Source organism: Tanticharoenia sakaeratensis NBRC 103193 (assembly GCF_000963885.1).
Classification (GTDB): Bacteria; Pseudomonadota; Alphaproteobacteria; order Acetobacterales; family Acetobacteraceae; genus Tanticharoenia; species Tanticharoenia sakaeratensis.
In genome coordinates this window covers 18,027-43,609 of record NZ_BALE01000031.1, presented here as the reverse complement: position 1 = coordinate 43,609, position 25,583 = coordinate 18,027, and the positions used below count along the sequence as shown (strand labels likewise).

Genomic DNA, 25,583 nt, shown 5'->3' with positions numbered 1-25,583 from the left:
ACCGGCCAACCAGCGGGAAAGCAGACTAGGTCATGGACTGGAATTTAGCCGTTATCCTGCTGTTCGTGTTCGCGGTTATCACGATCAGTCAGCGGACCAAGCTGGCGCGCAGGGTGGGCATGGGGCCGGTGCCCGTGGATATCGCGGCGCTGGAACGCGCGCAGGCCCAGGCGCGGCGTCTGGAAGAGCGCATCGATCATCTCGAGCGCATTCTCGACGAGGATGCGCCCGGCTGGCGCGGGACGCGGGGCGCGTGATGACCCGTATCGCCCCTGTAACATTCGCGGCCCTTGCCATGGTTCTGTCCGGACGGGCTGCGCAGGCCCATGTGGACGGCACGACGTCCACCCGCTCGGTGCGACTGGATACACCGTGCATCGCCGCCGTGCATGTGCGCCTGGATCCGTCCGTGGGGAGCGGATCGCGCTATTCATTCGACGGCAGCGCGGTCCAGACGCAGGTCGATCACGACACGACGACATTGTCGATCCCGGCGTGTGGGGCGCAGTCGCTGACGGTGCGCATGTCACCGCAGGGGGGACTGTCGATCGCGCCGAGTCGCAGCACGGTCTACGACGTCGCAGGCAAGCTCGGCGCGCTTTCGGCATCGATGAGTGGCGGGTCGCTGGACGTGGAGGATGTGCAGGCCGTGCATCTCGGGCTGTCGGGCACGGTCCGGGTGCGGATCGGTTCGGTCGGCAGCGCCCTTCAGGTCTCGGCTTCCGACAATGCGGTCCTGAGCATCGAACATGCGCACGCCAATGCGGTGTCGGGCCAGTTTCTGGGACATGCTCAGGCCAATTTCGCCGATGGCAAGCTCGATGCCGTCAATCTCGTGACGGCGCAGCACGCCAGCGTCACGGTTCTGGGTGAGGCGCAGGTCGCAACACTGACGGCGCACGGCGACAGCGTGATCAACGTCGAGGCCGTCACGGGTGCGCTGCTGCGTCATGGCGACGGCGGTGTCCGCGTCAGCCATTACAACGGCATGATCATCGACCGCCGCGATGCCGGCCTTCCGATGCCGGGTGCGCCCCAGCCGCCGTCGCCGCCGGTGCCCCCGCCTGGAGAACAGCCATGAGAAACATGCGTCTCTTGCGCGTGCTTGCCATTGCGACGTTCGGCACCGCCGCGGCACACGCGGCCCCGGTGCTGACGCTTCGGACGCCCTGTTTCTCGTCGGTCACGATCTCGGCCGATGCCGGCCTGTCGAGCCAGATCGCGGCCATCCCGGACGCACCGTCGCATCTGACCTTCGTTGCGACCGACACGATGGCGCTGGTGCAGGGCACGCGATGCGACAGGTCGGAGGAGATCACCGTTCGTGTACGGCCCGGGACGGATATCGTCATCGCGGATGGCGGCTCGACCGACTATGCGGTCTACGGCATCGGCGGAGCACTGACGGCGACCCTCGGCTCAGGTGACCTGACCGACGATTATGCGACCACCGCATCGCTGCGTATGCTGAGTTCGGGCGATGTCGACATAAAGACGCTCGACGGCAATCTGACGGTCGAATCGGACAGTGTCGGCGATGTGCATATCGGGCAGGTGGTGCACGCCCGAACGGGATCCATTGCCCTGCGCAGCAACGGCGATGCCGTGATTGACGGCGGCAATTTCGATACGTTGTCGGCCACGACCTATGGCAGCGGCGATATTGCCGTGCATGGAACGGCCGTGACCGCGCACCTCGGCAGCTACGGCAATGGCGACGTCCATCTCGACCGGGTAACCCATGCCTTGTCGCGGGAAACGTTCGGATCGGGATCGGTGGTGGTCAGCAACACCGACGGGGCCCGGATTTCGGACGATGCCGCAGGGAGCGCGGTGCCGCCCGTTCCTCCCGTGCCGCCTGTCCCGCCCGTTCCCCCTTTGCCTTCGATGGATAATGACGGCGGTTCCAGTGGAGGCGCTGGCATATCGGTCACGCCGGGCGGGATCATCGTGCCGGGTGTCGTCTCGATCACGCCCGGCGGGATCGTGATGCCCGGCGTGGGGTCCATCACACCGGGCGGGATCGTGCTGGGCAGTCATGACCGGCATCACCACACAATTGCGCAGATCATTGCGACATTGATTGGCACGGTCGCCCTGTTGATCGTGCTTCTCGTCCTTGTGCTGGTCCTGCTGCCTATTCTCTGGCGGGTGCGCGGGCGTGCTCTGTTTCCGAAAGTAGCGCCCGGCGAGGATCCTCGCGTGATTCGGCTGTCCGATGATCTGTCATCGCTCGAGCCACGTCTGGCCCGGCTCGAACAGTATGTGACGTCCCAGGATTTCGATCTGCGACGGCAATTGCGTGCCCTCGAACGCTGATCAGGTCGGCTATCGGTCAGGGGCATGCTGCGTGTCGAAATTCGGAAGGTCATAGCAGGGTGGGCTGCGCCATCACTTCGGCGAGATTATTCGAACAAATTTTCTTGACCCGCGAGCGATCGACGCGCGAAAATCCGTGTCGAAGCACGTTCGTGCCTTCTTCAGGACTTCCTCCCGAATTTTTCAGGGCGTCTCGGGCCGATCGGTCGGGACGCCCTTTTTTTATGGTGCGGATTGATGTCACGGTTCGTATCGCGCGCAGGCTCGTCCCTTGTCGTCAGGCCCGTGGCGCGCTAGGGCAGCGGACAATGTTGCGCCCGTTGCTCCCCTTCGCGTACCTCCCGGCGTGAACGCCGTGCTCGATCCGGTTGCGGCGCTTGGCCGCGCCGTCCTCGAACGTGTCCGCAAATCGGGGATGCTGGCGCTGTTCGCCCTCGAGGCGGTGTCGCATCTGGTGCGCCCGCCGTTCTACTGGCGTGTGTTCTTATCGGCCCTGATCGAGATCGGATTCTTCTCGCTGCCTGTCGTGGCACTGACCGCGCTGTTCTCGGGTGGCGTGATCGCCCTGCAGTCCTATGCGGGGTTTTCGCAATATCACGTGCAGAGCGCGATCGCGGACGTGGTGGCGCTGTCGGTCACGCGTGAACTGGGGCCGGTTCTGGCCGGGCTGATGGTGGCAGGCCGTGTGGGTGCCGCGATGTCGGCCGAGATCGGCACGATGCGTGTGACCGACCAGATCGACGCGCTGCGCACGCTCTCGACCCATCCGATGAAGTATCTGGTGACGCCGCGCCTGCTCGCAGGCGTTCTGGCGCTGCCGTTCCTCGTGGTGGTCGCGGACATTCTGGGCGTCATGGGCGGCTTTATCGTGGCGACGTCCAAGCTCGGCTTTACGCCGGACGCCTATATCTCAGCGACCTTCGCGGGGCTTGCGGCAAGCGACGTGCTGGTCGGGCTCGCCAAGGCGGCGGTGTTCGGGTTCCTGATCGCGCTGCTCGGCTGCTACCACGGCTACACCAGCCGCGGCGGAGCGGAAGGCGTGGGCGCTGCGACGACAGCGGCCGTCGTCGCGGCCTCGATCCTGCTGCTCGCGTTCGATTATCTCCTGACCGATCTGTTTTTCGCATCATGACGGCAGCCCCTGTTCCCAAGATCCGGATTCGCGGTCTGACCAAGGCCTTCGGGCCGAAGCGCGTGCTCGACGGGATCGACCTGGACGTGCCGACCGGGACGTCGTTCGTCATCATCGGCGGATCCGGCAGCGGCAAGTCTGTCCTGCTGCGCTGTATCCTCGGTCTGATCGAGCCGGATTCCGGCGTGATCGAGATCGACGGCGAGAACGTGCTGACGGCGAATGCGGCCCGGCGCGAGGTGCTGATCGAGCGCATCGGCATGCTGTTCCAGAACGGCGCCCTGTTCGACAGTCTGCCGGTCTGGGAAAATGTCTCATTCGGACTGCTGGCCAAGCGCGGGCGTGGCAACAGGATCACCCGGGCCGAGGCACGGACGCGCGCCGCCACGTTCCTGTCGCAGGTGGGGCTGGATCCGTCGGTCGGGGATTTGTCGCCGTCGGAACTGTCGGGCGGCATGCAGAAGCGCGTGGGGTTGGCCCGGGCGATCGCAAGCCGGCCGGAGATCCTGTTTTTCGACGAGCCGACGACGGGTCTCGATCCCATCATGGGTGCCGTGATCGACGGGCTGATCGTCGATTGCGTAAAGAAGCTCGGCTCGACCGCGATTGCGATCACGCATGACATGGCCTCCGCCCGCCGCATCGGTGACGAGGCGGCGATGCTGTATCGTGGCAAGCTGATCTGGCAGGGCCGGGCGGCCGATCTCATGGACAGCGGCAATCCGATGGTGGACCAGTTCACCCATGGACGCAGGGAAGGTCCGATCTCCATGGAACTGCGTCGCTAGGCCCCCGTCTCTTGCCGTCATTCGAGGAACGACTCTTGCCTGACACCTCCCTGATCCGCCCGACGGTTGCGGTTCTGATCCCCTGCTACAATGAGGAAGTCGCGGTCGGGCAGGTCGTGCACGGCTTTCGCGCAGCCCTGCCGGATGCCGCGATCTACGTCTATGACAACAACTCGCGCGACCGGACGTGCGAGGTCGCGCGGGCTGCCGGCGCCATCGTCCGGACCGAGCCGCAGCAGGGCAAGGGCCATGTGATCCGGCGGATGTTCGCCGACATCGACGCGGACTATTACGTTCTGGTCGACGGCGATGCGACATACGAGGCCGAAGCGGCCGGCGCCCTGATGGATCTCATGCGGCGGACGGGATCCGACATGGTGAATGCCGTGCGCGTGACCGACCGGGACGCTGCCTATCGCCGTGGGCACGTTCTTGGAAACAGGGTCCTGACCGGGCTCGTCACGATGATCTTCGGCAAGCGCCTGTCCGACATGCTGTCGGGCTATCGCGTCTTCTCGCGGCGGTACGTGAAGTCCTTCCCGGCCATGTCCACGGGTTTCGAGACCGAGACGGAACTGACGGTGCACGCACTGCAGCTTCACATGCCGATGGCGGAGATGCCGACGCGCTACGTCGAGCGCCAGCCCGGGTCGGTCTCGGCGCTGCGCACCTATCACGACGGCATCCGGATCCTGGCCTTCATCATCCGCCTCGTGAAGCAGGAGCGGCCGATGCTGTTCTTCTGCATCGTCGCGGGCGTCCTGCTACTGCTGGGCCTGGCCTTCGGCATTCCGGTGATTGCGGATTTCATGCGCATGGGGTCTGTGCCGCGTCTCCCGACCGCCGTGCTGGCGACCGGGTTCGTCCTGCTGTCGGCGATGTCGGTGACCTGCGGTCTGATCCTCGACACCGTTGCGCTGGCACGCCTGGAAGCCAAGCGGCTCGCCTATCTGGCCTTGCCGCCGCCCCTTCGGCTCGACTGAGCGGCGGCCGTCCAGACGTCAGTCGCGGCGTCTGGATGCCGTCGACCGGGCCCGGCTACCGGGCTTCCGGGCCAGAACCGCTGCGTAGAATTCTTTCAGGCGGGTCTGGTAGATATCCATGTTGAACTTGTCGGCCTGCGCCGGACCTGCGCTGCGCAGCGCGTTGCAGAGCACATCATCGCTGTCCAGCCGGCGGATGCCCCTTGCAATGTCGGGTGTATCGTAGGCTTCGACGAGACAGGCCGCATCACCCGTCACTTCCGGCAGCGAGGCTTCCCGGGAGGTCAGGACCGGCGTTCCCATCGTCATGGCCTCGACGACCGGCAGGCCGAAACCTTCGGTCAGGGACGGGAAGAGCACCGCGCGGGCCCCGCGCACCAGCGCCATCAGATCCGCTTCCGGCAGATATTCCATGCGGATGATGCGACCCGAATTCAGCCCGGTCTGGAGCAGGCGCAGTTCGCCTTCCGATTTCCAGGCCATGGCGCCGACGATGACGAGCGGCCGGTCGGTCTGCGCGGACAGGGTGGCCTCGATCAGACGGCCGATGTTCTTCTTGGGTTCGATGGACCCGTAATAGAGGAAATACCCGTCCGGGCGCAGGCCGTAGAGCTGCCGCAGGGTGCGCTCGAGGATCTCGGCAGGCAGGTTCATGACGTCGGCCGGGCGACGGACGGCCTGATAGGTATTATGGAGGATCGCATCCGATGTCGGGGCGAACGCGATGATATCGCGGCGTGAGGCTTCCGACACCGTGCACAGCGCATCGGCCCTGCGAACGATGTCGTTGATCAGGCGGAAATGGAAGGCCTTGTCGTCCAGTGTCGTATGAGGCAGCCGCAGCGGCACGAGATCGTGGATCGTATAGACGTTCTTCGCGCCCCGTACCCGGATCGGCAGCGGATAGGTCCAGTGCATGATGTCGGGCGTCTCGGGCAGGTCCACGGTCAGGAAACGGCGGGTCCGGCGGTAGTGGCGTGTGGCCGTGGTGAACAGGTCGCGCGCGTTCAGGATCCGGTCGAAGGCCGGCAGCCGCTCGCGGAAGGAACGGATGTCCACGCGCGCATCCACGGAGATCTCGACCGCGCGCTGGCCGAAGAGCATGGCGCGCTGCTGCTCCTTCCAGCGCGACGTGAGGAACCGCCCGGTCTGGCGTTTCTCCTCGCCGCCGAGGCGGTCGAAGAAAAGCACCTCGCGCAGGGCGCTCTTGGCGCGGGGCGAGATATTGAGGCCGTAGAGGACATCGACCTGGCAGGACATGGCTTCGAGCGCGTGGCTCAGGGTGCGGGCATAGGTTGCAACACCGGTGCCGCGGGGCAGGGCGAGATTGAAGCCGTCGAGGGCCACGTGAAGGCGTGAGGGGAGCGACACGGGGATATCCTTGCCAGAAGGAGAAATGGCGGGCGCCGGTCTCAGGGCGCCGGCGGACTGTTCAGGACCTGTGAATACAGGTCGTTGATGCGACGGGCATAGTGTCCGGGCTCGAATGCGCCCGCGCGGGCGAAGCCTGCGGAGACCAGACGGTCGCAAAGGCTGTCGTCCTCGGAAAGCCGGCGGAGCCCGTCTGCGATGGCATCCGTTGATTCCGCGTCCACGAGGCAGGCCGCGTTGCCGGCAATTTCGCCCGTTGCGCCGCCTTCGGCCGTCAGGACCGGCGTCCCGAGCAGCATGGCCTCGACGATCGGCAGGCCGAAGCCTTCGGCCAGAGATGGAAAGGCGAGCGCGCGCGCCGTGGACAGTGCCTTGATGAGTTGGGGTCGCTCGACCCAGGGGAGGCGCAGGACGCGTTCAGGATGCGGGTGGCGGTTGATGGCGGCAAGTTCCTCGCGGGCCGCGTAACCATCGGGGCCGATCAGAACCAGCATGCGCATGGTCCGGCTGCGACCGTGCGCCTCGATCAGGCGGCCGATGTTCTTGCGTTTCTCGATGCTGCCCACATAGACGAAGCTTCCTTCGGGGCACGGTGCGCGGGCCTCGATGCTGGCCAGGAGCAACCCGTCCGGGAAGCCGACGCCCTGATGGATCGTCCGGACCCGGTCGGGCGGGACGGAAAACGTCTGCAGGATGTCGCGGCGGACCGTCTCGGAAATGGTGACGACGAGGGTGGTATCATCGATCACGGCACGCAGCAGCCGCTCCATGCGGCGCGGGTCCGTGTCGCACAGCTCCGGACGAAGAACCGGGATGAGATCGTGGACCGTGACGATATTCCGACACCCTTCCAGACGAAGGGACAGGGGGCATGTCCAGTGCATCAGGGCGGGAGGCGTTTCAGTCCTGACGGGCAGGAGCGTGCCATGGATATTGAAATGCACGTGGGCGATGCGGAAGATATCGTTCGCCAGCAGATTGCCTTGCGTATCCGCCGGGACCGCAATGCGAGAGCGGCTGAAGAGCGCCTTCATGAACCGCGCGGCCTGCGCTGATGACGCATGCTGCGCGCGTCGCTTGCGGTTGTCCCTGTCTTCCTTCAGCCAGGCGACCTGACCGCCCTGTTCATCGATCGCTGTTGCGAGCGCCCGTGCGTAAGTGGCAATTCCGGTTCCGCCGGGGCGGCCGACGTTGCGTGCGTCCAGTCCGATCCGCATGAAACGTGACGATCAGCGGGACCGGATGCGTGTGTGGAAGAGCCGGTCGAGCATGGGCACGGTCGTCGCGTAGTTTCCGTCTCGTCGTGCGTAGTGATGCAGCAGATGATGACGGCGCAGCGCAAGAGCCAGACGTCCGTGAGCACGCGTCTGATGGCATGACCAATGCACGAAGTCGTAGGATATGTAGCCCATCACGAAACCCGCGAAGACCGCGTCCCCCACGGTATCTCCTGCGGCATGGCATGCGAGCCAGATCAGGAGCCCCAGCGGAATGGTCACGGTGAGCGGCATGATGCTTCTCAACGGATCGGCCGGATCCGCGTGATGATTGCCGTGGATGAGGAAGATCATGTGTCGCCCGAGGCGCGAGCTCAGGTTCAGATGAAAGATGTAGCGGTGGGCCAGATATTCGAAGCCCGCCCATACGGCTCCCCCAGCGATGAGGCCGATCGCCGCTGTCATCAGGGCATTCTCCCGAAACGCGACGACAACCATCAGTATGGCCACAGGCAGCCAGACGCCGAGAAACACCGGCAGGGGCGTCAATGTGGTCAGCTCGAGCCACTTGTTCTGGAACAGGCGGATGCGGCTGGGGTGTGCGCGGACAACACGGAACATGGCTTCACACCTACTAGCAACACCGGAGCCGAATCAAACCCATCGCCACGGACTGAAATCTACCCTTTGCAGCGACAGCAAGGGCAAATGTACCAGACGTGAGTTGCCACCTCACGTCACATCGCATTTAAGTCCCACGCTGTCTGCAAGTTTCTCCGCAAACGCAAGCGCTTTCGTCGGCGGCAGTCTGGCTGAACATCTTGATCTGAAAAAGAATTGTGGCAATTTGGTGCCCGTTTCGAGCGCTTCTGACATGTTCGTTCACAGGCTTGCCGCGGATGTGTTGCCTTGGAGCAAAGTTTGGGGCAAGCCATTCGCATGAACAGGGCATCCCTTAGTCTGCGGCGGAATTTCTCGGGGGCGGCAACGGATGAGTCCGGCCGCATGGTCGGCGTGCTGGCCTGGGTGAGACGTCGTGCGACGTTTCTCGGCGTGGTCGTGTTTCCGACCCTCGTTGCAGCCGGCTATTACGGGCTGGTCGCATCCCCGCAGTACATGTCCGAGGCCGAATTCGTCGTTCGCGGCCAGACGTCCCAGACCCCGGGCATGCTGGCCGGACTTCTTTCGCCGGGAAGCTCGAGCGGCAGCGAAGATACGTATGCCGTTCAAGATTATGTGACGTCGCGCGATGCGGCGCATCTGTTGCTGCAGACGCAGGATCTTGCCCGCGTCTATGACACGCCGAAAGCGGATGCAATCGCCCGTTTCCCGAATTTCTATTCGGGAACGACGTTCGAGCACTTCTTTTCGTACTACCGACGGCACGTCAAAGCCGAGCTGGATACGACAACCGGCCTGTCGACCCTGCAGGTCCGGACGTTCAGCGCGACTGATTCGCAGCGGATCGCCAAGGCGCTGCTGACGGCAGCCGAGCAGCTCGTCAACGAGATGAACGCCCGTCAGCGCGAGAACACGATCGCCGCCTCGCTGCGCGAGCGCGACGCGGCGATCGCCCGCCTGCGCGTAGTGAACAGCAAGATCGATGCCTATCGTAACCAGACGGCGATGATCGATCCGCAACGGCAGTCACAGCCGCTGCTGAAAGATATTGCCGGTCTCGAGACGATGCAGATGACGACGCGCATTCAGCTCGAACAACTGCGGCGCTCGACACCGAACAGCCCCTTGATTGATGTCCTGAACCGCAGGCTGACCGCGCTTGGCGAGGAAATCGCACAGTCTTCGACCAAGGTCACGGGAGCAGACAGTTCATTCGTGCCGAAGATCAGTGGCTATGATGAGCTGACCTTCCAGCGTCAGTTGTTGGAACGCGAAGTGAGCGCGGCGGATGCGGCATTGGATGCCGCTCGGATTCAGGCAGACCGTCAGCAATTATATCTCGACGAGGTGACCCAGCCTGATCTGCCCGATTACGCTGCCTATCCGCGGAGCCTGGCCGACGTGGCCATTGTCTTCGCCACCATGCTGGCTTTCTACCTGATGGGTGCGTTGCTGATTTCCGGTGCACGCGAGCACAAGAGCGTCTGAGCGCCCATGCTCCGTTGCATTGACGTCACGAAGGACTATCCCGTTCATGGGGGTAGCCGTCGCGTGCTTAACAAGGTTTGCTTCACGCTTAACCGTGGTGAGAAGCTGGGCATTCTCGGGCGAAACGGTGCCGGCAAATCCACATTGATCCGTTTGATCGGTGGCGTTGAGCACATGACCGCCGGGCGCATCGAGCGCACGATGAGTGTGTCCTGGCCGCTGGCGTTCGGTGGTGCATTTCAGGGCAGCCTAAGCGGTCTCGACAACCTCAAGTTCGTCTGTCGGATTTACAATCTCGATTACACCGAGACGCGCGCGTTTGTAGATGATTTTGCGGAGCTGGGGCGTCAGCTTATCGAGCCGGTCAAGACATACTCCTCCGGAATGCGCGCGCGTCTTGCCTTTGCGTTGTCGATCGTCATCGAATTCGACTGCTATCTGATCGACGAAGTCATCATGGTCGGCGACGCGCGCTTCCATAAACGATGTCAGGACGAACTGTTCAACAAGCGAAGTGAGCGTTCGCTGATCGTGGTTTCACACGATATGGGCTTCATGCGCGACACATGTGACCGTGTAGCCGTGCTCGATTCCGGGCATCTGAAGCCCTATGACACTCTCGAGGAAGCCATCGAGGTCTATCAGGCGCTCTAGGGGACAAATCCCGGAGAGCGCCTGTAGCTGCCTTAGCGTGCGACCCACGCGGCCGTGATGGCCGGGCTGATCAATGTGCTGATCAACTGATTGAACTTGTAGAACCGGTTGGTCTTCGCATTGGCGATCAGCAACACGTCGCGGCTCTTCATCGGGACGCGCTGCGCCAGGAAGTAGGACGTGGGGTTCATCATGTCGAGCTGGTAGACGACCGGCACGCCTTGCGGCGTTGCAGGTGTCGTGATGCCCATGTTGCGTGCGGTCTGCGGCGTTTCAAAGCGGAACAGGAATGCGGCGTTGGGGTCGGCACGGCTGTCTGCGGGCCCACCGATACGTGCCAGCGCCTCCGCCAGCGACACATGCGGCGACTTGAACGGTGTCTCGGTCACATCCTTTCCGCTTGCACCGAAAACGGTATAGGTCCGCGGCTGATAGATCACGTGGACCCGGTCATTCGGACGGGCGCGGATGTCCTCTTCCGGATAGGTTTCGAGTGTCCCGAGATCTGTCGCCGCTGTGTGATCACGTCTGACGAGCTGGACGTGCGTATCTTCGGGGGGATAGATCGCGCCGCCTGCGATGGCGATCAGGTCTGAAAGGCGTTCTTGAGCGGTGCTGAGCACGATGCGGCCCGGATGATGCACCTCGCCCGAGACGATGACGGTGTTGGCGATATCATTGGCGATGCGCACCATCACCTGGGCATTCTGCGACTTGCTGCCCAGTCGCGTCCGGATCAGGCCCGCCACGGCCTGTGGCGTCATGCCGCCGACCTGCAGGCGACCGACATAGGGAATGGCGATCGATCCGTCCGCTTCGACCTCCGTCGGCGGCAGATTCTGATTGGTCACTCCGGTCGTGCCGCCGGAAACGGCGCTGAGTTCGCTGGACTGCGCCGCCGATGCCGCGCCGCCCGACGAGAACAGGCCGCTGCCCAGCTCGAAGACCGTGATCGTCAGCACGTCGCCAGGACCGATGCGATCGTTGTGAACGGGTGCGTTGTCGGCCGTATCGAGTGACGAGACCAGCGGCGGGATTTCAGCAGCGAGCGTGCTGGCAACCTGAGGCGTGATCGGCATTACGGCAAAATCGAGCGGGTTGCGCTTTGCGTCCCGTGCGGTTTGCAGCACCGTGCTTTCGCTCGGTCCGCTGTCGGGCAGGGTATCGCAGGCCGACAATGCCAGAAGTGCTGTCTGCGACAATCCGAGCAGGGCGAGACAGGCCACGCGGGAGGGCCGCAGCGGGCGGGAACGCTTGACGATCATGTTTTGTTTCTTAATCCCGTTCGAACCGGCGGTGGAGCCCTGTTGGCACAGTGTGACCGCATGGTCCAGAGCCATCGCCGGAACCTCGGGTGCACAGAAAACTTCCGTACGGCATGTACGGTCGTATTCCGGCATGTTTATGACGTTGCGAGGTTGGTCATGCTCCGATGGTTGGTGTTGCGACCGAACTCATAAATGATCAGCCCGTCATAAATGTGTATACCACACACGCGTGCGCTGAATGCGTTGGGCGGAATGGCATGGCTCGTATAGCTGGCGTGCAACTCGTCAATGAGCGCCTTGGTATAGCCGATCACCGTGCTGTCGCGTCCCACTTCGCCCTGATAGCTGGACCAGTAGGCCGTGTAGGTGTCCTCGATGAAATACAGGCCGGTATTAGTCATGAGATCCATCAGGATCTCGAATGTGGAGATGGTTATGTCAGGCAGGTGAGTGCCGTCGTCTATCACGATGTCGGCAGGGCCGAATTCCTCAAGAAGACGCATTCTGAACGAGGGGTCGGTGAGGTCGGAGCGCCTTCCATGGATTTGCGGCCTGTCGAAGTCATGCTCGGTCAGACAGACGATCTGGGCGAATGCGCCGAGGTAGCGCGCCCACATTTCGGCCTGCGCTTCTGCATGCGCGCTGTCGATCACGATGTACAGGACGCAGGGGTGGTTCCTGTATCGCGCCAGATAGCGGTCATAGAGCGCGAAAAAATGAGCGTTTTTCTCGATCTTGCCGCTTGTTGTGTTAACGAAACTGTCAAAAAGAGACACCGGGTGCGTCCTTACTCTATTCGGTCCAAAAGTTCCTGAGCGACTTCCCGAGGACTGTTTATAATGCTGTATGCAGAAAAACCTTCTGAATTACTGAAAGCCTCGAAACCTTTCGTGGAGAAAAGATAGCGGCTCTTGTTGTTTGCGATCTTGTCTATCAGAAGGAAGTTGCTGTTCAGAAGATCGTTCGGGAGGAGACAGAAGATGTCATTCGCTCTTGCCGAGAATGCACTCATGTGAAAAGCGGACGAAGGTGTTCCGATGATAATGCGACGCTCTCGAAACAGGCGGATCTGATCAACGAAACTGAGTGTTTCAGGAGCGATGATGTCGATGCCGGCGTCCTGGAAGACAGAGATGATCTCGTCTTCGTTCCCTATCTTTGTGACGCCGCCCTTCATCAGGTGCTTGCTCAAATAGACAGGGCGGGAATTGTCCCTGATCGGCGTGTCGCCGATCAGGGCATCGCCGATCCGTCGGCACATTCTGCCGTATGCCGCATGAACAAAGTTCTGTTCTTCCAGGGACACGCGCGGGATAGTGATGCTTCGAATGCGCGTGGGACGATCGAACGTGGAGAAGGACGCCTGGTCTATCCCGCAGGCGCCCCAAAGCTGCCCACGATAAGGCAGATGGAACCAGTTCGGGATGGGGCCGTGGCTGTGACACAGTAGCGGGGCGGTCAGCGGCGCCTGTTCCAGGCACCACAGGCGTGCCATGGATGTGATGAGAAAATGCCCGAAGTGATAAATGATCGGACCGCCGTAGATATAGTGCTCTTCAGGGGCTACCGGGAGCGTATTGATATCGAGGTCTGTCCTGTGATTGTGACAGACGAGGCGATGTTCCTTACCGCGAAAATACCCTGATGCCTCTATCAGCCGCCCGTCTCTGGAAAAGAGCCCCCAGCGGGGGTCCTGAACAATGTCGACCCCTTCGGTAAGCGGTACGAAGATGACGTCGTGGTGTGTTTCGACGAGCGGTCGGGATCTGACGAGCCTGCTTCCGCCCCAGACGGTCTGAACGTCACGTAAGGTCATCGAATCCTCTATCCCGGCAGCGATATATCATCAGCTTCCTCTTCGGGCGGCCGGCAGCCAGCCGCGGTTACACACTAGGGTGCCTCCGGCGAGACGTGTTTATCGGCGGCCGAATGTATGCGATAGGTGCCCTGACGAGGCAAGGTGCCCCGAAAGCACATCCGTGGAAGACGACAATCAGCGCACCGGACCGGTGCCATGGAGGCGGATTAATCGTATGCGTGGCATCGGGCAGAGACTTCGCGCGAGTTTTCAGATCCAGATAAGGGTCATCGGCGCACTGATGATGCGCGAACTCCATACAAGATTCGGACGCGAGAACCTGGGGTATTTGTGGATCGTCGGCGAGCCGATCCTTTTCTGTGCAGGCGTTGCCATCGCATGGACGGCCATTCGACCGGCACACGATCATGGGCTCCAGACAACTGCAGTCGTGGTTACGGGATATGTGCCGCTGACGATGTGGCGACACTGCCTCATGTCGTCGATCCGCGCTTTCGAGGCGAACGGAAGCCTGCTGTACCATCGTCAGGTCACCCCGCTCGACATCATTGCGGCCAGAAGCGCCCTTGAGATCATGGGGACGCTCATGGCCGGCCTTATCGTGGCAAGCGGTGCGATACTGATCGGCTACATGGAGCCACCGAAGGACATCGGGCTGCTCTATGCCGGGATCCTTTTCCAGTGTGCCTTCTCGTTTGCGACAGCCCTGCTGGTTGCGGCCCTGAGCCAGCGATCCGAGCTGGTGGAAAAGTCCGTCGGCGTGTTTTCCTACCTGTCGCTGCCATTTTCCGGCGCTTTCTCGATCTGCGCCTGGCTTCCCGAGCGGGCGCGCAATCTCATGCTCTGGTCTCCGTCGGTCAACAACATCGAGATGATCCGGGGCGGCCAGTTCGGGGACACAATGCACCCTTATTACAGCATGACGTATGATGCTTATGCGACGAGCATCATGATCATGATCGGCCTCTCCCTGACGCTGCGCGTCAGGAAGTTCATCCGGGTCGAGTGATGGAGGGACGCGCTGTCATTCCCCGACAGCCGTCCACATGACGTTTGTAACCTTGCTGTCGGCTTTAACAATTATCCGTTCAATCGTCACATCCAGCAGGTTGACGGGCGCTTCGCCGCCTTGGCCCTGAACCATCACGACAGGCGGTTTTGAGAACCAGGGCTGACCACCTGGCCGACGGGGGAGCGCGATCTGCATCTGCCGTCCCGTCACTTTGGCACTGCCCTGAAGGGAGATCCTGCCGGCCGCCGTCATGTCGCCGCCAAGGTCGCGCGCAGACGTCTGGGCGATCTGGTTGCCGCCGTTGTCGCGAACTTTCTCGCCGCCCGACCACGCAGCCCAGACCGTGTCGATTTCGGACAGTGTGTTGCGCTGGGGATTGGGCTTGTCCGTGTCTGCGAATTCGAAGGCGCAGTGGATCGGCGCATACGACAGCACATTCGTGTCTCGTGCCCGGAAGTGGTCGGATGATGCATCGACATAGACGAGCGAAAGGTCAGGCTCGCTTCCGGCAAAGACGTCGAATTTGACGCCGTCAAGCAGGATGTCCCCGCAGCCGACGAAACTCATGTAGCGGCGGCGTGGGCGCGCATCAGGTATCGGCAGGTGATCCGTGTTACGGTTGGCGATATAGAAGCCTCCGCGCACGATGATGTTCCGGCAGTGCACGAGATCCAGTGCGTATCCGAACCCCTGCCAGTCGCACTCCATGAAATACCAGATGACGCTGCGGTAGCTTTCATCAAGTGAGTCGCGCGCATCCGGGGTCGCATGAACGCGAGCGCGCACCATGCCCCAGCCGTTATAGCAGGTGCAGGAGTAAAAGCGCTGCCCCTCGAGGGGAGACTGGATGTCATAGTCCCAACCCCAAGTGTAATTGGCGACCAGCACGTTGATGAAGACGTAGGTGAAACACCCTTGGGCGAACCGTGGCGCACTGGCGATTCCGAACCCCGCACCTGACTGCAGGGCGAAATCCGGCCCGAAGACCGTGACGTTTTCACAATGCCAGTTGCGCGGGCAGTTCACGACCCGTGCACCCTGGGTCCATTTGCGCAGAGCGACGCCTTGCCAGGTCATGGCCGACTGGGGCGCGTTTTCGGCGAAATGGATCGAGATGCCCGTGCAGCCGCTCCCTTTCGGGTTGCCGTCATGAAAACCGATGTCCTGCAACTGCAGATAGCCCGATGCGGGATGCTGCTCGGTACCGTGCTGCAGCAGACCCTGACCGCCTGTGCGCATAATGAAAAGCGTCAGATCCTGACCGGCGCCGCGCACGGTGATGTTGCACCTTCCGGTTTGCAGCGGGCCGGAGAAGAGGATCGTGCAGGCCGGGAGGTCGAACAGGATCAGTGGGCAGGAATTGTCGGGCGTTGCCGTTGAAGCGTGATCCACGAACGACTGGAAGACGCTCAGATCGTCCGTGTGGCCGTCGAGTGCTGCGCCGTGCTGCCGCAGAATGGCTTCGTCCACTCTGAGCGCCGCCGTACCGTTCGCGGTGGCGGCCGCGGCGGGTGCCGCGAGGGGAATGGCGAGGCCCAGGCCGACCATGGTACGCCGGTTGACGGCATTTGTGCGAGTGTCGGGTCGACGGGTCATGCAGGTATTATCTCCATCTGCGACAGGAGTTCGTTGTAGAGGAGCGCGACATCGCGTGCCTGATCCTGCGCCGTGCGCACCTCCGAAAGCGGTGGAGGACGCTGACGGAACAGCGCGGGGTTGGCGTCGATGGTTGCCAGACGATCCCGAAGACCATCGGCCGTCGAGACGTCGACATGGAAGCCGTTGACGCCATGTTCGATCGCATCGCCGATTGCGCCCAGGCGCGAGGCAATGACCCAGCAACCGCACAACGCCGCTTCGCGTGTGACCAGACCGAAACTTTCCGGCCAGATGGATGGCGCCAGCAGGACATCGATATCGGCGTAGAGGGTCGTGATGTCGGCTTGTGCCGTCTTGCCGCGAAAGACGACAGGCGTCGTGCCAAAGGTATCGGCGCGTTCCTCGCCGGCGGCCATGGCATGATCAATGGCCAGAAGCTCGAGGTTCGAGAAATTGCCCTGTCGCAACGCAATCTGGATCAGGTCCCAGCCCTTATGGCGGGAGAGGCCACCGATGAATCCAAGACGAATGGCGCCATCGGGACGATGGGCCCGTGCGGCGGGTATCAACGGTGTGATGCCGTTCTCGATTACGCGCACGTTCGGTATGCCGCATCGTTGGTACAATTCGCCGAATGACCGGGACACGGCAATGATGGCGCGTGCGCCGAACAGCGCCGATCTCAGATGTTCCATCCGTTCGAACGCGGCGGAGCCGCACCGGGCGAGTGTTTCGAGGGGATTGGCGTAGTTGTAGAGGCGTTCATGACCGAGTTTGTCGATTGCGAACTGATAGTCCGAAATCCACCACGCATCATGCACTGTAATGCAGTAAGGGATGTCGCGTGCCCTGAGCGCGTCGACGATTCCGACTGTCAGACGCTGGATGCAATGGAAATGCACAAGTGTCGGGCGAACGCGATCGACGACTGTTTCGAACTGCTCCACCATGAGCGGATCGTCGGCAATGGCATCCTTGTCCTCGACGTCCAGGGGACCGACAGCGGTCACCGCGACGCCATCCCGGACATGGATTTCCGGCACGTGCGGCGTACCGCCCTCGAGCGATGTGAAGATCTCGAAATGGTATTTCGGATTTTCGGCCCGGGACAGATCAACCACGGTGTCATGCACGACACGGGTTGCCCCTCCTATCGCCTGAGGCGGATAAAAGACGTTGACCACGAGAATTCGCGGACGCGTGTCCGGCGTGGGCTCAACTTCCGTCAGGATGTCGTGGCAAAGCCGCGAGAGGCGTTCCGGCCCATGGATCGAGATCGCATCCCGATAGGCGGCCTCCCCTATTTTCCGCCGCAGCCCTTCATCGGTGATGAGGCGGTTCAGCGCCTTGACCCAGTCTGATGACGTGGTGGCAAACAGCGCGGTCGTCTCGTCCCGCGCGACGTCATGATAGCCTTGCGTGTCGCTCAGGATGGACGGGATGCCGAACATGGCGGCCTCGAGCCACTTTATGCCGCTCTTGGTATGCGTGATGGCCGATGGTGCAAGCACCGCCAGGTTGATGTCGGCAGACGCCAGCAGAGCCCAATAAGCCTGCACGTCCTTGATGACGGGCAGAAGCAGAACATTCGCGTCCAGGTCGCGCAACACGCTGTCTTCTGCCAGCGTGCCGATGATGCACAATCGGACATTTGCGCCGTGCTGCCTGATGATCTGTACCAGCGCGGGTTCGAGTATCTGGCTGATTTCGGCGCGATTGGCGTTCGTGTTGCTGCCATAGAAGATCGTAACGGGCGCGCCCGGAGGTTTCGAACGTGCCTTGCCATGGCGACGCATCGCGATTTCGTGGGCATTGCCCAAGCCGTTTGGAAGAACGAACATGCGACCGGACACATGGGGGCGCATCAGTTCCGCAAGCGGCTTCGTCGAGGCGATCGCGTGATCGCAGAGCGCCATGGCCTTGGCAAACAGTGGCGCTCCTAACGCCAATCCGTAATAGGTTTCCTGGCTGATCGATCCGGCATAAGTCTCAAATGGCTCGGGATACAGATCCGTTGCGAAGATCGGGTCATCTATCTCGTAGATCGTCACGGCGCCGACGGCGTGGGCGTCGTCTATCGCTCGAACGAGCGCGGGATAGGCAGGAACGCGGTAGAAGATCACGGCGTCAAAGGCCGCCACGGCGGCACGAAATGCCTCGACGTCCGTCAGGGCATCGAAGACCCTGACGTCATAGCCTTGACGTTCGAGCTGCTCGCGCCGTGGATCGATGCGATACAAATTGCATTGAGGCAGGTTCATCATGCCCACGATGGCGATCGAACGTCCGCGGTTTGTTCGCCTCCGCTCGTCAGCACGAGCCCGTGGCAGTTGGTCCAGGAACTCGGCAATGTGGGCCTGTCCATCGGGGATGCGACCGAGGCGCGCCATGGCGAGCGCTTCATCCCAGATCTGATGGAACCAGCGATCTGCCTGTTGTTCGGCAGTCCGGCGCAATGCGACGTTTCCAGGCCATGTGTCGCAACCTGACCGGATAGTCGCGAGGGCCGTATCACGCAGGCCGAGCCGCTCTACCACCTGCGCAAGCGCGCTGAACGTCCGTGCCGGCTCGTCCGGACCGGCAATCAGGCTTTGCAGCAGTGACCTGCTCGCGCCATCAAGCCCTCGTGCGATGGTCGCTTCGGCCAGGGCGCGGGTATTGTCGCGGAAATCCGGGACGTGCAGGTGGATTCGTTCCCGCAATGCCCGGGCGCCCGAACGCAGTTTCTTGTCCCGGCTCCGTTCGGCGCGCCGGGCGACTGCGTGCAGAACTGGCGCATTGCTTTGGTTTGGGATGATCGGACGGCGCGCATCGAGCACGACGTCTGCGATGAATCCTTCGATGACGGTCCGCTGCGTATGGCGCGCCGCATCCGGGTCTGCAAACGCGCAGGACAGGAGTGGATCAAGGCCTGCGAGAGTTGTGACATCGTCGCCCAGAAGGCTCTGGATCCACCGGCGCGCATTGGGCGGCACATGATTTGCTATGCCGGTTCCGAGCCAATGCCGATACGCGTTCGTGGTGCTGAACGGCATGTTGTCCAGCTGGAAGGCACGGTAGAAATCCGGATCGAATGCCTCGACCAGACTGAACGGCAACCCGCGCTCGATACCCTCTTCGCAGAAATGACGAACCAGATCGATCGCACGAATGGTTGCGACCTGCAGGCGGACGTCCCGGTTCAGCTGCCAGTATGCCCAAGGGTCGAAGAGCCCGAGGGCAGGATCGGAAAAGCCTTGTGCCCGCCAGTAAGAGTGAATTTCGTCCGTGAGCCAGTCTGGGGCGGTCCATGGCCGTGCAGGGTTTGCGAGCTGCGTGCGTTGTGCGCTCAGGGCATCCGCGGCCAGATCCGGGTCCGCGGACAGGCGTTGCGCTTCGGTGAACGCATCGATACTCGCCTGTGGCTTGCCGCTCAGGGCCAGGAGATGTCCTAGCAGCAGCCATGGCTCGATGTCGTCCGGCAGAAGTCTGGCGGCCTGTCGGTAGGCTGCTTCCGCTTCGGCAAGGTCGCCATTTTCCTTGCAGGCGTGTCCAAGCTGCACCCAGATATGCGCAAGCGTTGGATCAAGGGCCACGGCCGCCCGATATTCCTGTGCCGCGGCCGGCCAGTTCCGCTCCCGGTTGTGTCGATCCCCTGCCTGGACATGCCGCTCGGGCGAGGCGTCCTTGCGCAGGAACCGACCGGACCGGAACACGCGCATCAGTGCGCGATCAACGTTTTGTAGAGTGCCAGTACATCGCGTGCCTGGTCGTCGGACTGCCGCTGAGGTGCGAGGGGACCATGCGGGGACGCCGTGAAACGCTTCGGATCCGCGTCGATGACTTCAAGGACACGCACGAGATCCGCCGGCGACGTCGTATCGATTACAAATCCGTTTTCGCCTTCGACGATATCCGAGCCCATGGCGCCCTGATTGCTGGCCACGACCCACAGTCCGCATTGTGCGGCCTCGCGGGAGACCAGGCCGAAACTTTCCGGCCAGGTCGACGGTGCGAGGAGCACATCCATCTCCGCATAGAGCGTGGAAATTTTCTCGGCCGGTACCTTGCCGCGAATGACCACCGGTGTGTTGCCCCATGTCGTGTAGAGGGGGGAGCCCGGATCCCGCGCAAGTTCGAGAATCGTGAGCGACAGGTTGGAGTAGTTACGGGCGCGCAGGGCAGCCTCGATCAGGTAGGCGCCCTTGTGATGCTGAAGGCCGCCGACATGGCCCAGCCGCACACGGCCTGAAGACGATGTCCGTGCAGCCGGTTCGAGTGGCGAAACGCCGTTGGCGATTGTGGAAACGGTAAATCCGGCCTGACGATAGACCTGCGCGAATTCCTCCGACACGGACAGCAGGCGCATGGCGCCCTTCAAGGCGGCGCGCATGCGCACTGCGCGCTCGAGGCTGCGCGGGAGGCCGATACGATGCGAGTAGGGCTGGGTGGACGGATTGGGATCGATGCCGGCTGGCGTACCATTTTCCTGCACCAGGAAGGGGAAGTCCGACAGCCACCACGCGTCATGGAGCGTGATGACATAAGGCACGCCCATGCTCCGGCAGGCCTCGGCCACGGCGACGGAAAGCCGTGGCAGGCAGTGGATATGAACAAGGTCGGGCTTGACCAGGTCGATCACGTGCCGGGCATGAAGATCGACTTCGGCATTATAGGTCCGCCAGTCCATGTCGATTTCCTGCGGAGTGGCGATCCGGAAGACAGGCACGCCCCGCCAGCTGTCGATGCGTGTCACACCACGATGGCGGTTGTCGTCATCCGACGTCAGGACCGCAAAATCGTAGTCATCGGCTGCGTTGGTGATCATGTAGTCCAGATTGTCCGCAACCACGCGCGTGGCGCCCCCGATTGTCTGGGGCGGGGCGAACAGATTGGCGAGCAGGATGCGCGGCTTCGCCTTTGCTTCCGGTATGGCGCGAAGCGGCGCCAGGCTTGCCGGCGCCTTGGCCAGCAAGGTGTCGAACGTGGATCGCGCTGCCGCGCCAGAATCGACCAGAGTCGTCGGGCCTGCCAGCCAGGCGGTTACTCTGGCTGCAAGTTCGGCGACGGTTGCGACCCGGTTTGCCTTCGAGCCCGGCAGGGACGGACAGTCGGCAAGAAGGACTGTCGGCAGGCCGCTCCAGGATGCCTCGTCCTCCAGGGCACGTCGGTCACGCCTCGAATGACGCAGATCGAGCACGCCTGCGCACTGGCTCAGCGCCGCAAGTCTCTGGTCGAATGTCAGTGACTGGGACAGTCGCTCGATTCGCGATCCAAGGCCCTTCGGGATCTCGAGTGATGCATCCATGCCCTCGACCAGAATCGACAGGCCCGGATTGTTGCGGAGCAGATTGCCGAGACACGACATCAGGTCGATCTGGCCGATCTGCGGCGCCTGAGCCTGTCTGTCATCGGGCGTAGCACGTGCCGGCCGCCCGGTCAGGGCGCAGAACAGGCGGGTGGCGCCGGGCGCTCGTGGAAAAAGATCATGGGTCTCGCGCAGTGCTTCCAGCAATGCGGAGCTGCCCATGTGCGGCCGGATGCCGAGTTCGTTCAAGCTGCTGACAAGTGAAGGTGTTGTCAGGACAACGTCATCGCAGAGCGTCGCAGCATAGATCGAGCGCAGCGTCGTGCCGACCTCACGACTGTCACGGGCAAGGAGGAAATCGCTCCATGCCAGATCGGACAGATCGGGCGAGGTCGGGTCGTCCGTGCGACCTAGCGGGCCAGCCCAGAAGAGCCTCCGTACGCCGACAGCCTTGGCCGTCAGCAATACGTCGAGAACCAGGGAATCGATCTCGACCTCATGGAACAATGCGACCGAAGCACCGGGAAGACTCTCGGAAAACAGGTCGAGCTGCTCGCGCGAGAAGAGCATGACCCGGCGTGATTCGCCGTTCGGCGCACGCAGGGCGGCCTCCCAGCGCGTTCGCTCGGAAATGACGGAGCCGGAAAGGATCAGGATGGGCCCGTTGTCGCGTGCCAGTTCCAGCTGTTCAGGAATGCCGGTCGAGGCGACTGCAGGGACGAACGTCTTCATGAAGCGTCTGAACCGTGTGTCGGCATGGCTGTTTGCCCGCACGTCGGTTTTCAGAAGCGGATCGTAGCAGTGCAGGGCCCGGTCGTCGAACCAGCGCTGGAACAGTATCTGCCGCGCCTCGCGCCACGGCTGCGTATCCTTCCAGACCGGTTGCGCTGCCTTCAGGTAACGCAGGCCGTTTTCGTAGGCCCCGAGCTCCGCACTGATCCGGATGCAGTTGATGAAACTCCAGCGGTTCGGCGTGTCGGTCTCAAGAGATCGACTGAATGCCTGCAATGCCGCATGCAGATCGCCGCGAGCGCTGTAATAATCGCCGAGCGTATGCCAGAAGACGCCCCGCTCTGGCTCGGCCCGGGTTGCCTCGACCAGCGCCGCACGTGCGGTCTCGTGGTCGCCGGATGCGGCGGCCCGTGCAGATCGGGCGACCCACAAGTCACCGCTTCCGGTTCCCTCCACCAGGTCCGTCTGGTCCGGATAGGCCGTGTTGAGAAACTCGTCGAGCAGCTCGAGGCGTGTCGCACGGCCAAGGCGTGCCGGGTCGCGCTTCTGCAGCATGTCCCAACGAAAAGCCGGCGGGTAGGTCCGTTGCCCGATCATGCGATCAAGGGCTGCTTCTTCGGACGGCGCACGGTTCAGAAGGCTGCCGGCCGACAACCAGTGACGATACGCTTCCGCGTCGTCCAGATCGGCGACATCCGGATATTGGCGGCGGTAGAACTGGGGATCGAATGCCGCAGACAGCGACAGCGGCGCCAGGCGCGCAATGCCATCCTCGAGCAGGGCGAGAGCTGCTTCGGCTACGTTCCGCGTCGGAGCAGACCACGCGAAATTCAGCGCGTTGAATTCCTGCAGATCGATCATGGCAAGCCATGGGCTACTGACGGCCCCATACCGCCGAAGAAGCAGGACACGGGCTGGCGCGCCCTTTTCATGCTCTGCGCGCTCGACCTCGGTCAACGTGACCGAACCGCTTGTGACGAGGCTTTCGAATGCCTCGTCGATTTCGCCGAAATCATGATGGAACGGCCGACGTTCCGCGCCGCCGACGCGCGCATAATGCTGAACGGCCTGCCAGGTGCAGGGCTCGAGCACCGGAAGGTCCGGGTTGGCCAGGAAATAGGCGCCGGCATCAAATCCGGCGGGCATGTCCCGCATCAGAGCGTGGAGCTGCGTCAGCATCTCCGGCTCCGATCCGAACCGGCCCACCAGTTTCCCGTGGGTCAGGTAATGATCTTCCAGCGCGCGATCGTTCGGAAGCGCGTTGAGATCGCGATAGAAGCGCCGGTAGAATACGGGGTCGAAGCCCTGTGCCTCTGTCGAGCGTATCGCATCGAGATGACCTGTGATCAGGGCATCGAGCCGAGGATGCGTCGTCCGGTTATGGTCGGGACGCATGGCATCGCGTGCGAGACGCGAGGCCGTGATCGAGCCCGGGATCCAGTAGTCCTCTTCGCGCGCGCGTCTGTGGATTTCCTCATCCGTCAGTTCCGGCGCCAGCAGGACGACGCTGCGTGTCTTGCCGCTGACGGCATCGACTTCGTAGACGTCGCTGAGCATCTGCTCGATCGTCGCCTTGTCGGGATGCATGAAACGATTGAGCAGCGGGTCGGTGAATTGCGACCAGAACCGGATCGCCGCCATCCACAGGAAAACGATATCCGACGGGTCCGACGCGATCGTGGCGAGGATCTGGTGCGACGGGTGATGAGGATCTTCCTGTGTCGCGACCTCGTAGGACGGGACGGTTTTTCCACCTTCCTGCCTGAAACCCAGCAGCGGGCCGTACAGCGGATGTTTGAAGAACATCTCGAGCCACGCGAAGCTTTCCTTCAGCGGCGTCGGTATGGCGGCATCGGCAAGGATGACGTCATCCTGGAACAGGACGTGCGGCAGTGCGGCGCGGGCATTTCCGGTGTAGTTGCTGTTCGTTGCGATGCAGTGAAAATGAACCTGCGGTATCGACTGCTGGAGATCGTCGGATCCTTCCTGCAGGAAGAACGTGTTGAGGTCACGCACGACCGTGCCCGAATAGCCCACGTCGCAGACATGGACACTGCGATGATCGAAGAAGCCTGAATCACGGAGGTATGCGCGTGCGCTGGCGCGCTTTTCGAGAATGGCCTTTCGGATGTCGTCTTCAAGACCGGCCGCGACGTACGCGTCGAGGACCACGAATGTTTCGGTCGCCGAGAAATAGATGCGATCGGCATCGAGCCCGGACGGTATCTGGGCAATTCCGAACATGGCGGACAACTGACGAGGCGTTGCCTTGCCGTGGTGCAGCCAGAATGCATGTCCAAGGGACTGCAGCAGCCAACGTTCCTGGAAGTTGACGTTGAGCCAGCACGTGGTCGCACGGCTGAGAAACAGGTCCTCGCTCTCGACAGGCGTGAAGAACGCCTGCAGCAGCGGTGAATTCCAGCGCTGGAGCACCTTGTTGAGCAGGCACCCGTCGCGGCTGAGGAAAAAGACCTTATCGGTGCCGTCGCTCTGTGCACAGAACATCAGCTGCGCGAGGAACAGCTTGCAGAGATCGCCGACTTCCATGTGGATGTCCGGGCGACGGCCGTAGTCGGGACGGTCGATTTTCAGCAACGGAGCATGTGCGACATGCACCGCGGCAGCGCCCAGGCTTCGCGGCATCGCGACGTCGGAATGCGTGTTGTCTCCCACGTGCAAAGCTCTTGCGGCGGTTACGCCAAAGCTCTTCCACACATGTCCGAACAGGTTGCCGGAGTGCTTCGTCAGATTTTCGTCGGCCGAGACGAAGACACGCTCGAAAAACTGGAGCAGTCCGGCACTTTCGAGGATCTTCTCGACCTGCGACTGCGAGAAATACATATCCGACACGGCGACCAGGCGTTTACCCTTCGCGCGTAGCGACGAGAGCATGTCCGCTGCGCCGTCGACCGCATACAGATTCTGCCGATCGATTTCGAACTCGAATGCGGCGACCTTGCGAGCGCCTTCGATGGCCTGTTCGTTAAGTCCGAGACGGGCCACGAACAGGCGGGTCCAGACGTCTTCGAGAGACGGCTCCTCGACGCGCTTCTGGGCCGAAGCCTTGAGGGTATTGGTCGTCGCGTAGCGTGTCAGGGTCAGGTCGCCCGGGAGCTCGCTGCCGAATTTGCCAAGAACGCTGAGAGCGAACGCGCTGACCAGGTCGTGAACCTCGTTGACTTCAAGATAACGCCGATAGACGAGCGTATCGAATACGTCGAACGAAACCAGGTCCTGCTCGATATCGAGATGCCGAATCTCGGACAGGGAAGAAATCGTTACCATGCAAGACA

Annotated in this window: 18 protein-coding genes; 9 read left to right on the top strand and 9 right to left on the bottom strand. The window is 62.3% G+C overall.

The features are described from left to right. Positions 1-32: 32 nt before the first annotated feature. From B8446_RS10685 to B8446_RS10660, 6 genes are all read left to right on the top strand, one after another. Entirely contained in the window at positions 33-257 is a 225-nt protein-coding gene (locus B8446_RS10685) for an envelope stress response membrane protein PspB (protein ID WP_084712266.1), read from the top strand. Next, positions 257-1,081 carry a hypothetical protein gene (locus B8446_RS10680; RefSeq protein WP_048849441.1) on the top strand — a complete coding sequence of 275 codons (825 nt, stop codon included), beginning with the start codon at positions 257-259 and terminating at the stop codon, positions 1,079-1,081. Before B8446_RS10685 ends, B8446_RS10680 begins: the two co-directional genes overlap by 1 nt. After that, positions 1,078-2,319: a DUF4097 family beta strand repeat-containing protein gene (locus B8446_RS10675; protein WP_048849439.1), complete on the top strand. Its 1,242-nt coding sequence runs from the start codon at positions 1,078-1,080 to the stop codon at positions 2,317-2,319. The genes B8446_RS10680 and B8446_RS10675 overlap by 4 nt, the downstream gene beginning before the upstream one ends. 346 nt (positions 2,320-2,665) lie before the next feature. Next, complete coding sequence (locus B8446_RS10670) at positions 2,666-3,451, top strand: MlaE family ABC transporter permease (RefSeq protein ID WP_048849438.1); 786 nt, start codon at positions 2,666-2,668, stop codon at positions 3,449-3,451. Beyond that, positions 3,448-4,239: an ABC transporter ATP-binding protein gene (locus B8446_RS10665; RefSeq protein ID WP_048849436.1), complete on the top strand. Its 792-nt coding sequence runs from the start codon at positions 3,448-3,450 to the stop codon at positions 4,237-4,239. Before B8446_RS10670 ends, B8446_RS10665 begins: the two co-directional genes overlap by 4 nt. A gap of 35 nt (positions 4,240-4,274) precedes the next feature. Then, the gene (locus tag B8446_RS10660) at positions 4,275-5,222 is read left to right on the top strand and encodes a glycosyltransferase family 2 protein (protein ID WP_048849434.1); all 948 of its coding nucleotides are present in this window, start codon (positions 4,275-4,277) and stop codon (positions 5,220-5,222) included. A gap of 18 nt (positions 5,223-5,240) precedes the next feature. Here B8446_RS10660 and B8446_RS10655 read toward each other — a convergent pair whose 3' ends face one another. The 3 genes from B8446_RS10655 to B8446_RS10645 are packed head-to-tail and all read right to left on the bottom strand — an operon-like array spanning position 5,241 to position 8,431. Beyond that, positions 5,241-6,593, bottom strand: coding sequence for a glycosyltransferase family 4 protein (locus B8446_RS10655; RefSeq protein WP_048849433.1), 1,353 nt, complete (start codon positions 6,591-6,593; stop codon positions 5,241-5,243). A gap of 41 nt (positions 6,594-6,634) precedes the next feature. Next, positions 6,635-7,810 (bottom strand): glycosyltransferase family 4 protein, encoded by a 1,176-nt coding sequence (locus tag B8446_RS10650; RefSeq protein ID WP_048849431.1) that lies wholly within the window; start codon positions 7,808-7,810, stop codon positions 6,635-6,637. A gap of 12 nt (positions 7,811-7,822) precedes the next feature. Next, on the bottom strand, positions 7,823-8,431 hold the full coding sequence (locus B8446_RS10645; protein WP_048849430.1) for a sterol desaturase family protein: 609 nt from the start codon (positions 8,429-8,431) through the stop codon (positions 7,823-7,825). A gap of 318 nt (positions 8,432-8,749) precedes the next feature. On the opposite strand from B8446_RS10645, the gene B8446_RS10640 reads away from it, so the two are divergent. Both B8446_RS10640 and B8446_RS10635 read left to right on the top strand, forming a co-directional pair. Next, positions 8,750-9,919, top strand: coding sequence for a capsule biosynthesis protein (locus B8446_RS10640; protein ID WP_241767743.1), 1,170 nt, complete (start codon positions 8,750-8,752; stop codon positions 9,917-9,919). 6 nt (positions 9,920-9,925) lie between these two features. Continuing rightward, positions 9,926-10,573: an ABC transporter ATP-binding protein gene (locus B8446_RS10635; protein ID WP_048849428.1), complete on the top strand. Its 648-nt coding sequence runs from the start codon at positions 9,926-9,928 to the stop codon at positions 10,571-10,573. Between the two features lie 32 nt (positions 10,574-10,605). Here the strand turns inward: B8446_RS10635 and B8446_RS10630 are convergent, their stop codons facing one another. The 3 genes from B8446_RS10630 to B8446_RS10620 all read right to left on the bottom strand — a co-directional run bounded on the left by B8446_RS10630 (position 10,606) and on the right by B8446_RS10620 (position 13,657). Further along, on the bottom strand, positions 10,606-11,838 hold the full coding sequence (locus tag B8446_RS10630) for a polysaccharide biosynthesis/export family protein (protein WP_048849532.1): 1,233 nt from the start codon (positions 11,836-11,838) through the stop codon (positions 10,606-10,608). A 137-nt stretch (positions 11,839-11,975) separates the two neighbouring features. Then, positions 11,976-12,617, bottom strand: a complete 642-nt coding sequence (locus tag B8446_RS10625; RefSeq protein WP_048849426.1) for a hypothetical protein — start codon at positions 12,615-12,617, stop codon at positions 11,976-11,978. Positions 12,618-12,628: 11 nt separating this feature from the next. Next, positions 12,629-13,657 (bottom strand): glycosyltransferase family 61 protein, encoded by a 1,029-nt coding sequence (locus B8446_RS10620; protein ID WP_048849424.1) that lies wholly within the window; start codon positions 13,655-13,657, stop codon positions 12,629-12,631. 217 nt (positions 13,658-13,874) lie between these two features. On the opposite strand from B8446_RS10620, the gene B8446_RS10615 reads away from it, so the two are divergent. Next, positions 13,875-14,669 carry an ABC transporter permease gene (locus B8446_RS10615; protein WP_048849421.1) on the top strand — a complete coding sequence of 265 codons (795 nt, stop codon included), beginning with the start codon at positions 13,875-13,877 and terminating at the stop codon, positions 14,667-14,669. A 15-nt stretch (positions 14,670-14,684) separates the two neighbouring features. Here B8446_RS10615 and B8446_RS10610 read toward each other — a convergent pair whose 3' ends face one another. The 3 genes from B8446_RS10610 to B8446_RS10600 are packed head-to-tail and all read right to left on the bottom strand — an operon-like array spanning position 14,685 to position 25,575. After that, positions 14,685-16,268 (bottom strand): hypothetical protein, encoded by a 1,584-nt coding sequence (locus tag B8446_RS10610; RefSeq protein ID WP_148505950.1) that lies wholly within the window; start codon positions 16,266-16,268, stop codon positions 14,685-14,687. After that, on the bottom strand, positions 16,265-19,972 hold the full coding sequence (locus B8446_RS10605; RefSeq protein WP_048849417.1) for a glycosyltransferase: 3,708 nt from the start codon (positions 19,970-19,972) through the stop codon (positions 16,265-16,267). Before B8446_RS10605 ends, B8446_RS10610 begins: the two co-directional genes overlap by 4 nt. After that, positions 19,972-25,575, bottom strand: coding sequence for an HAD-IA family hydrolase (locus B8446_RS10600; protein ID WP_048849416.1), 5,604 nt, complete (start codon positions 25,573-25,575; stop codon positions 19,972-19,974). Before B8446_RS10600 ends, B8446_RS10605 begins: the two co-directional genes overlap by 1 nt. Positions 25,576-25,583 lie beyond the last annotated feature (8 nt).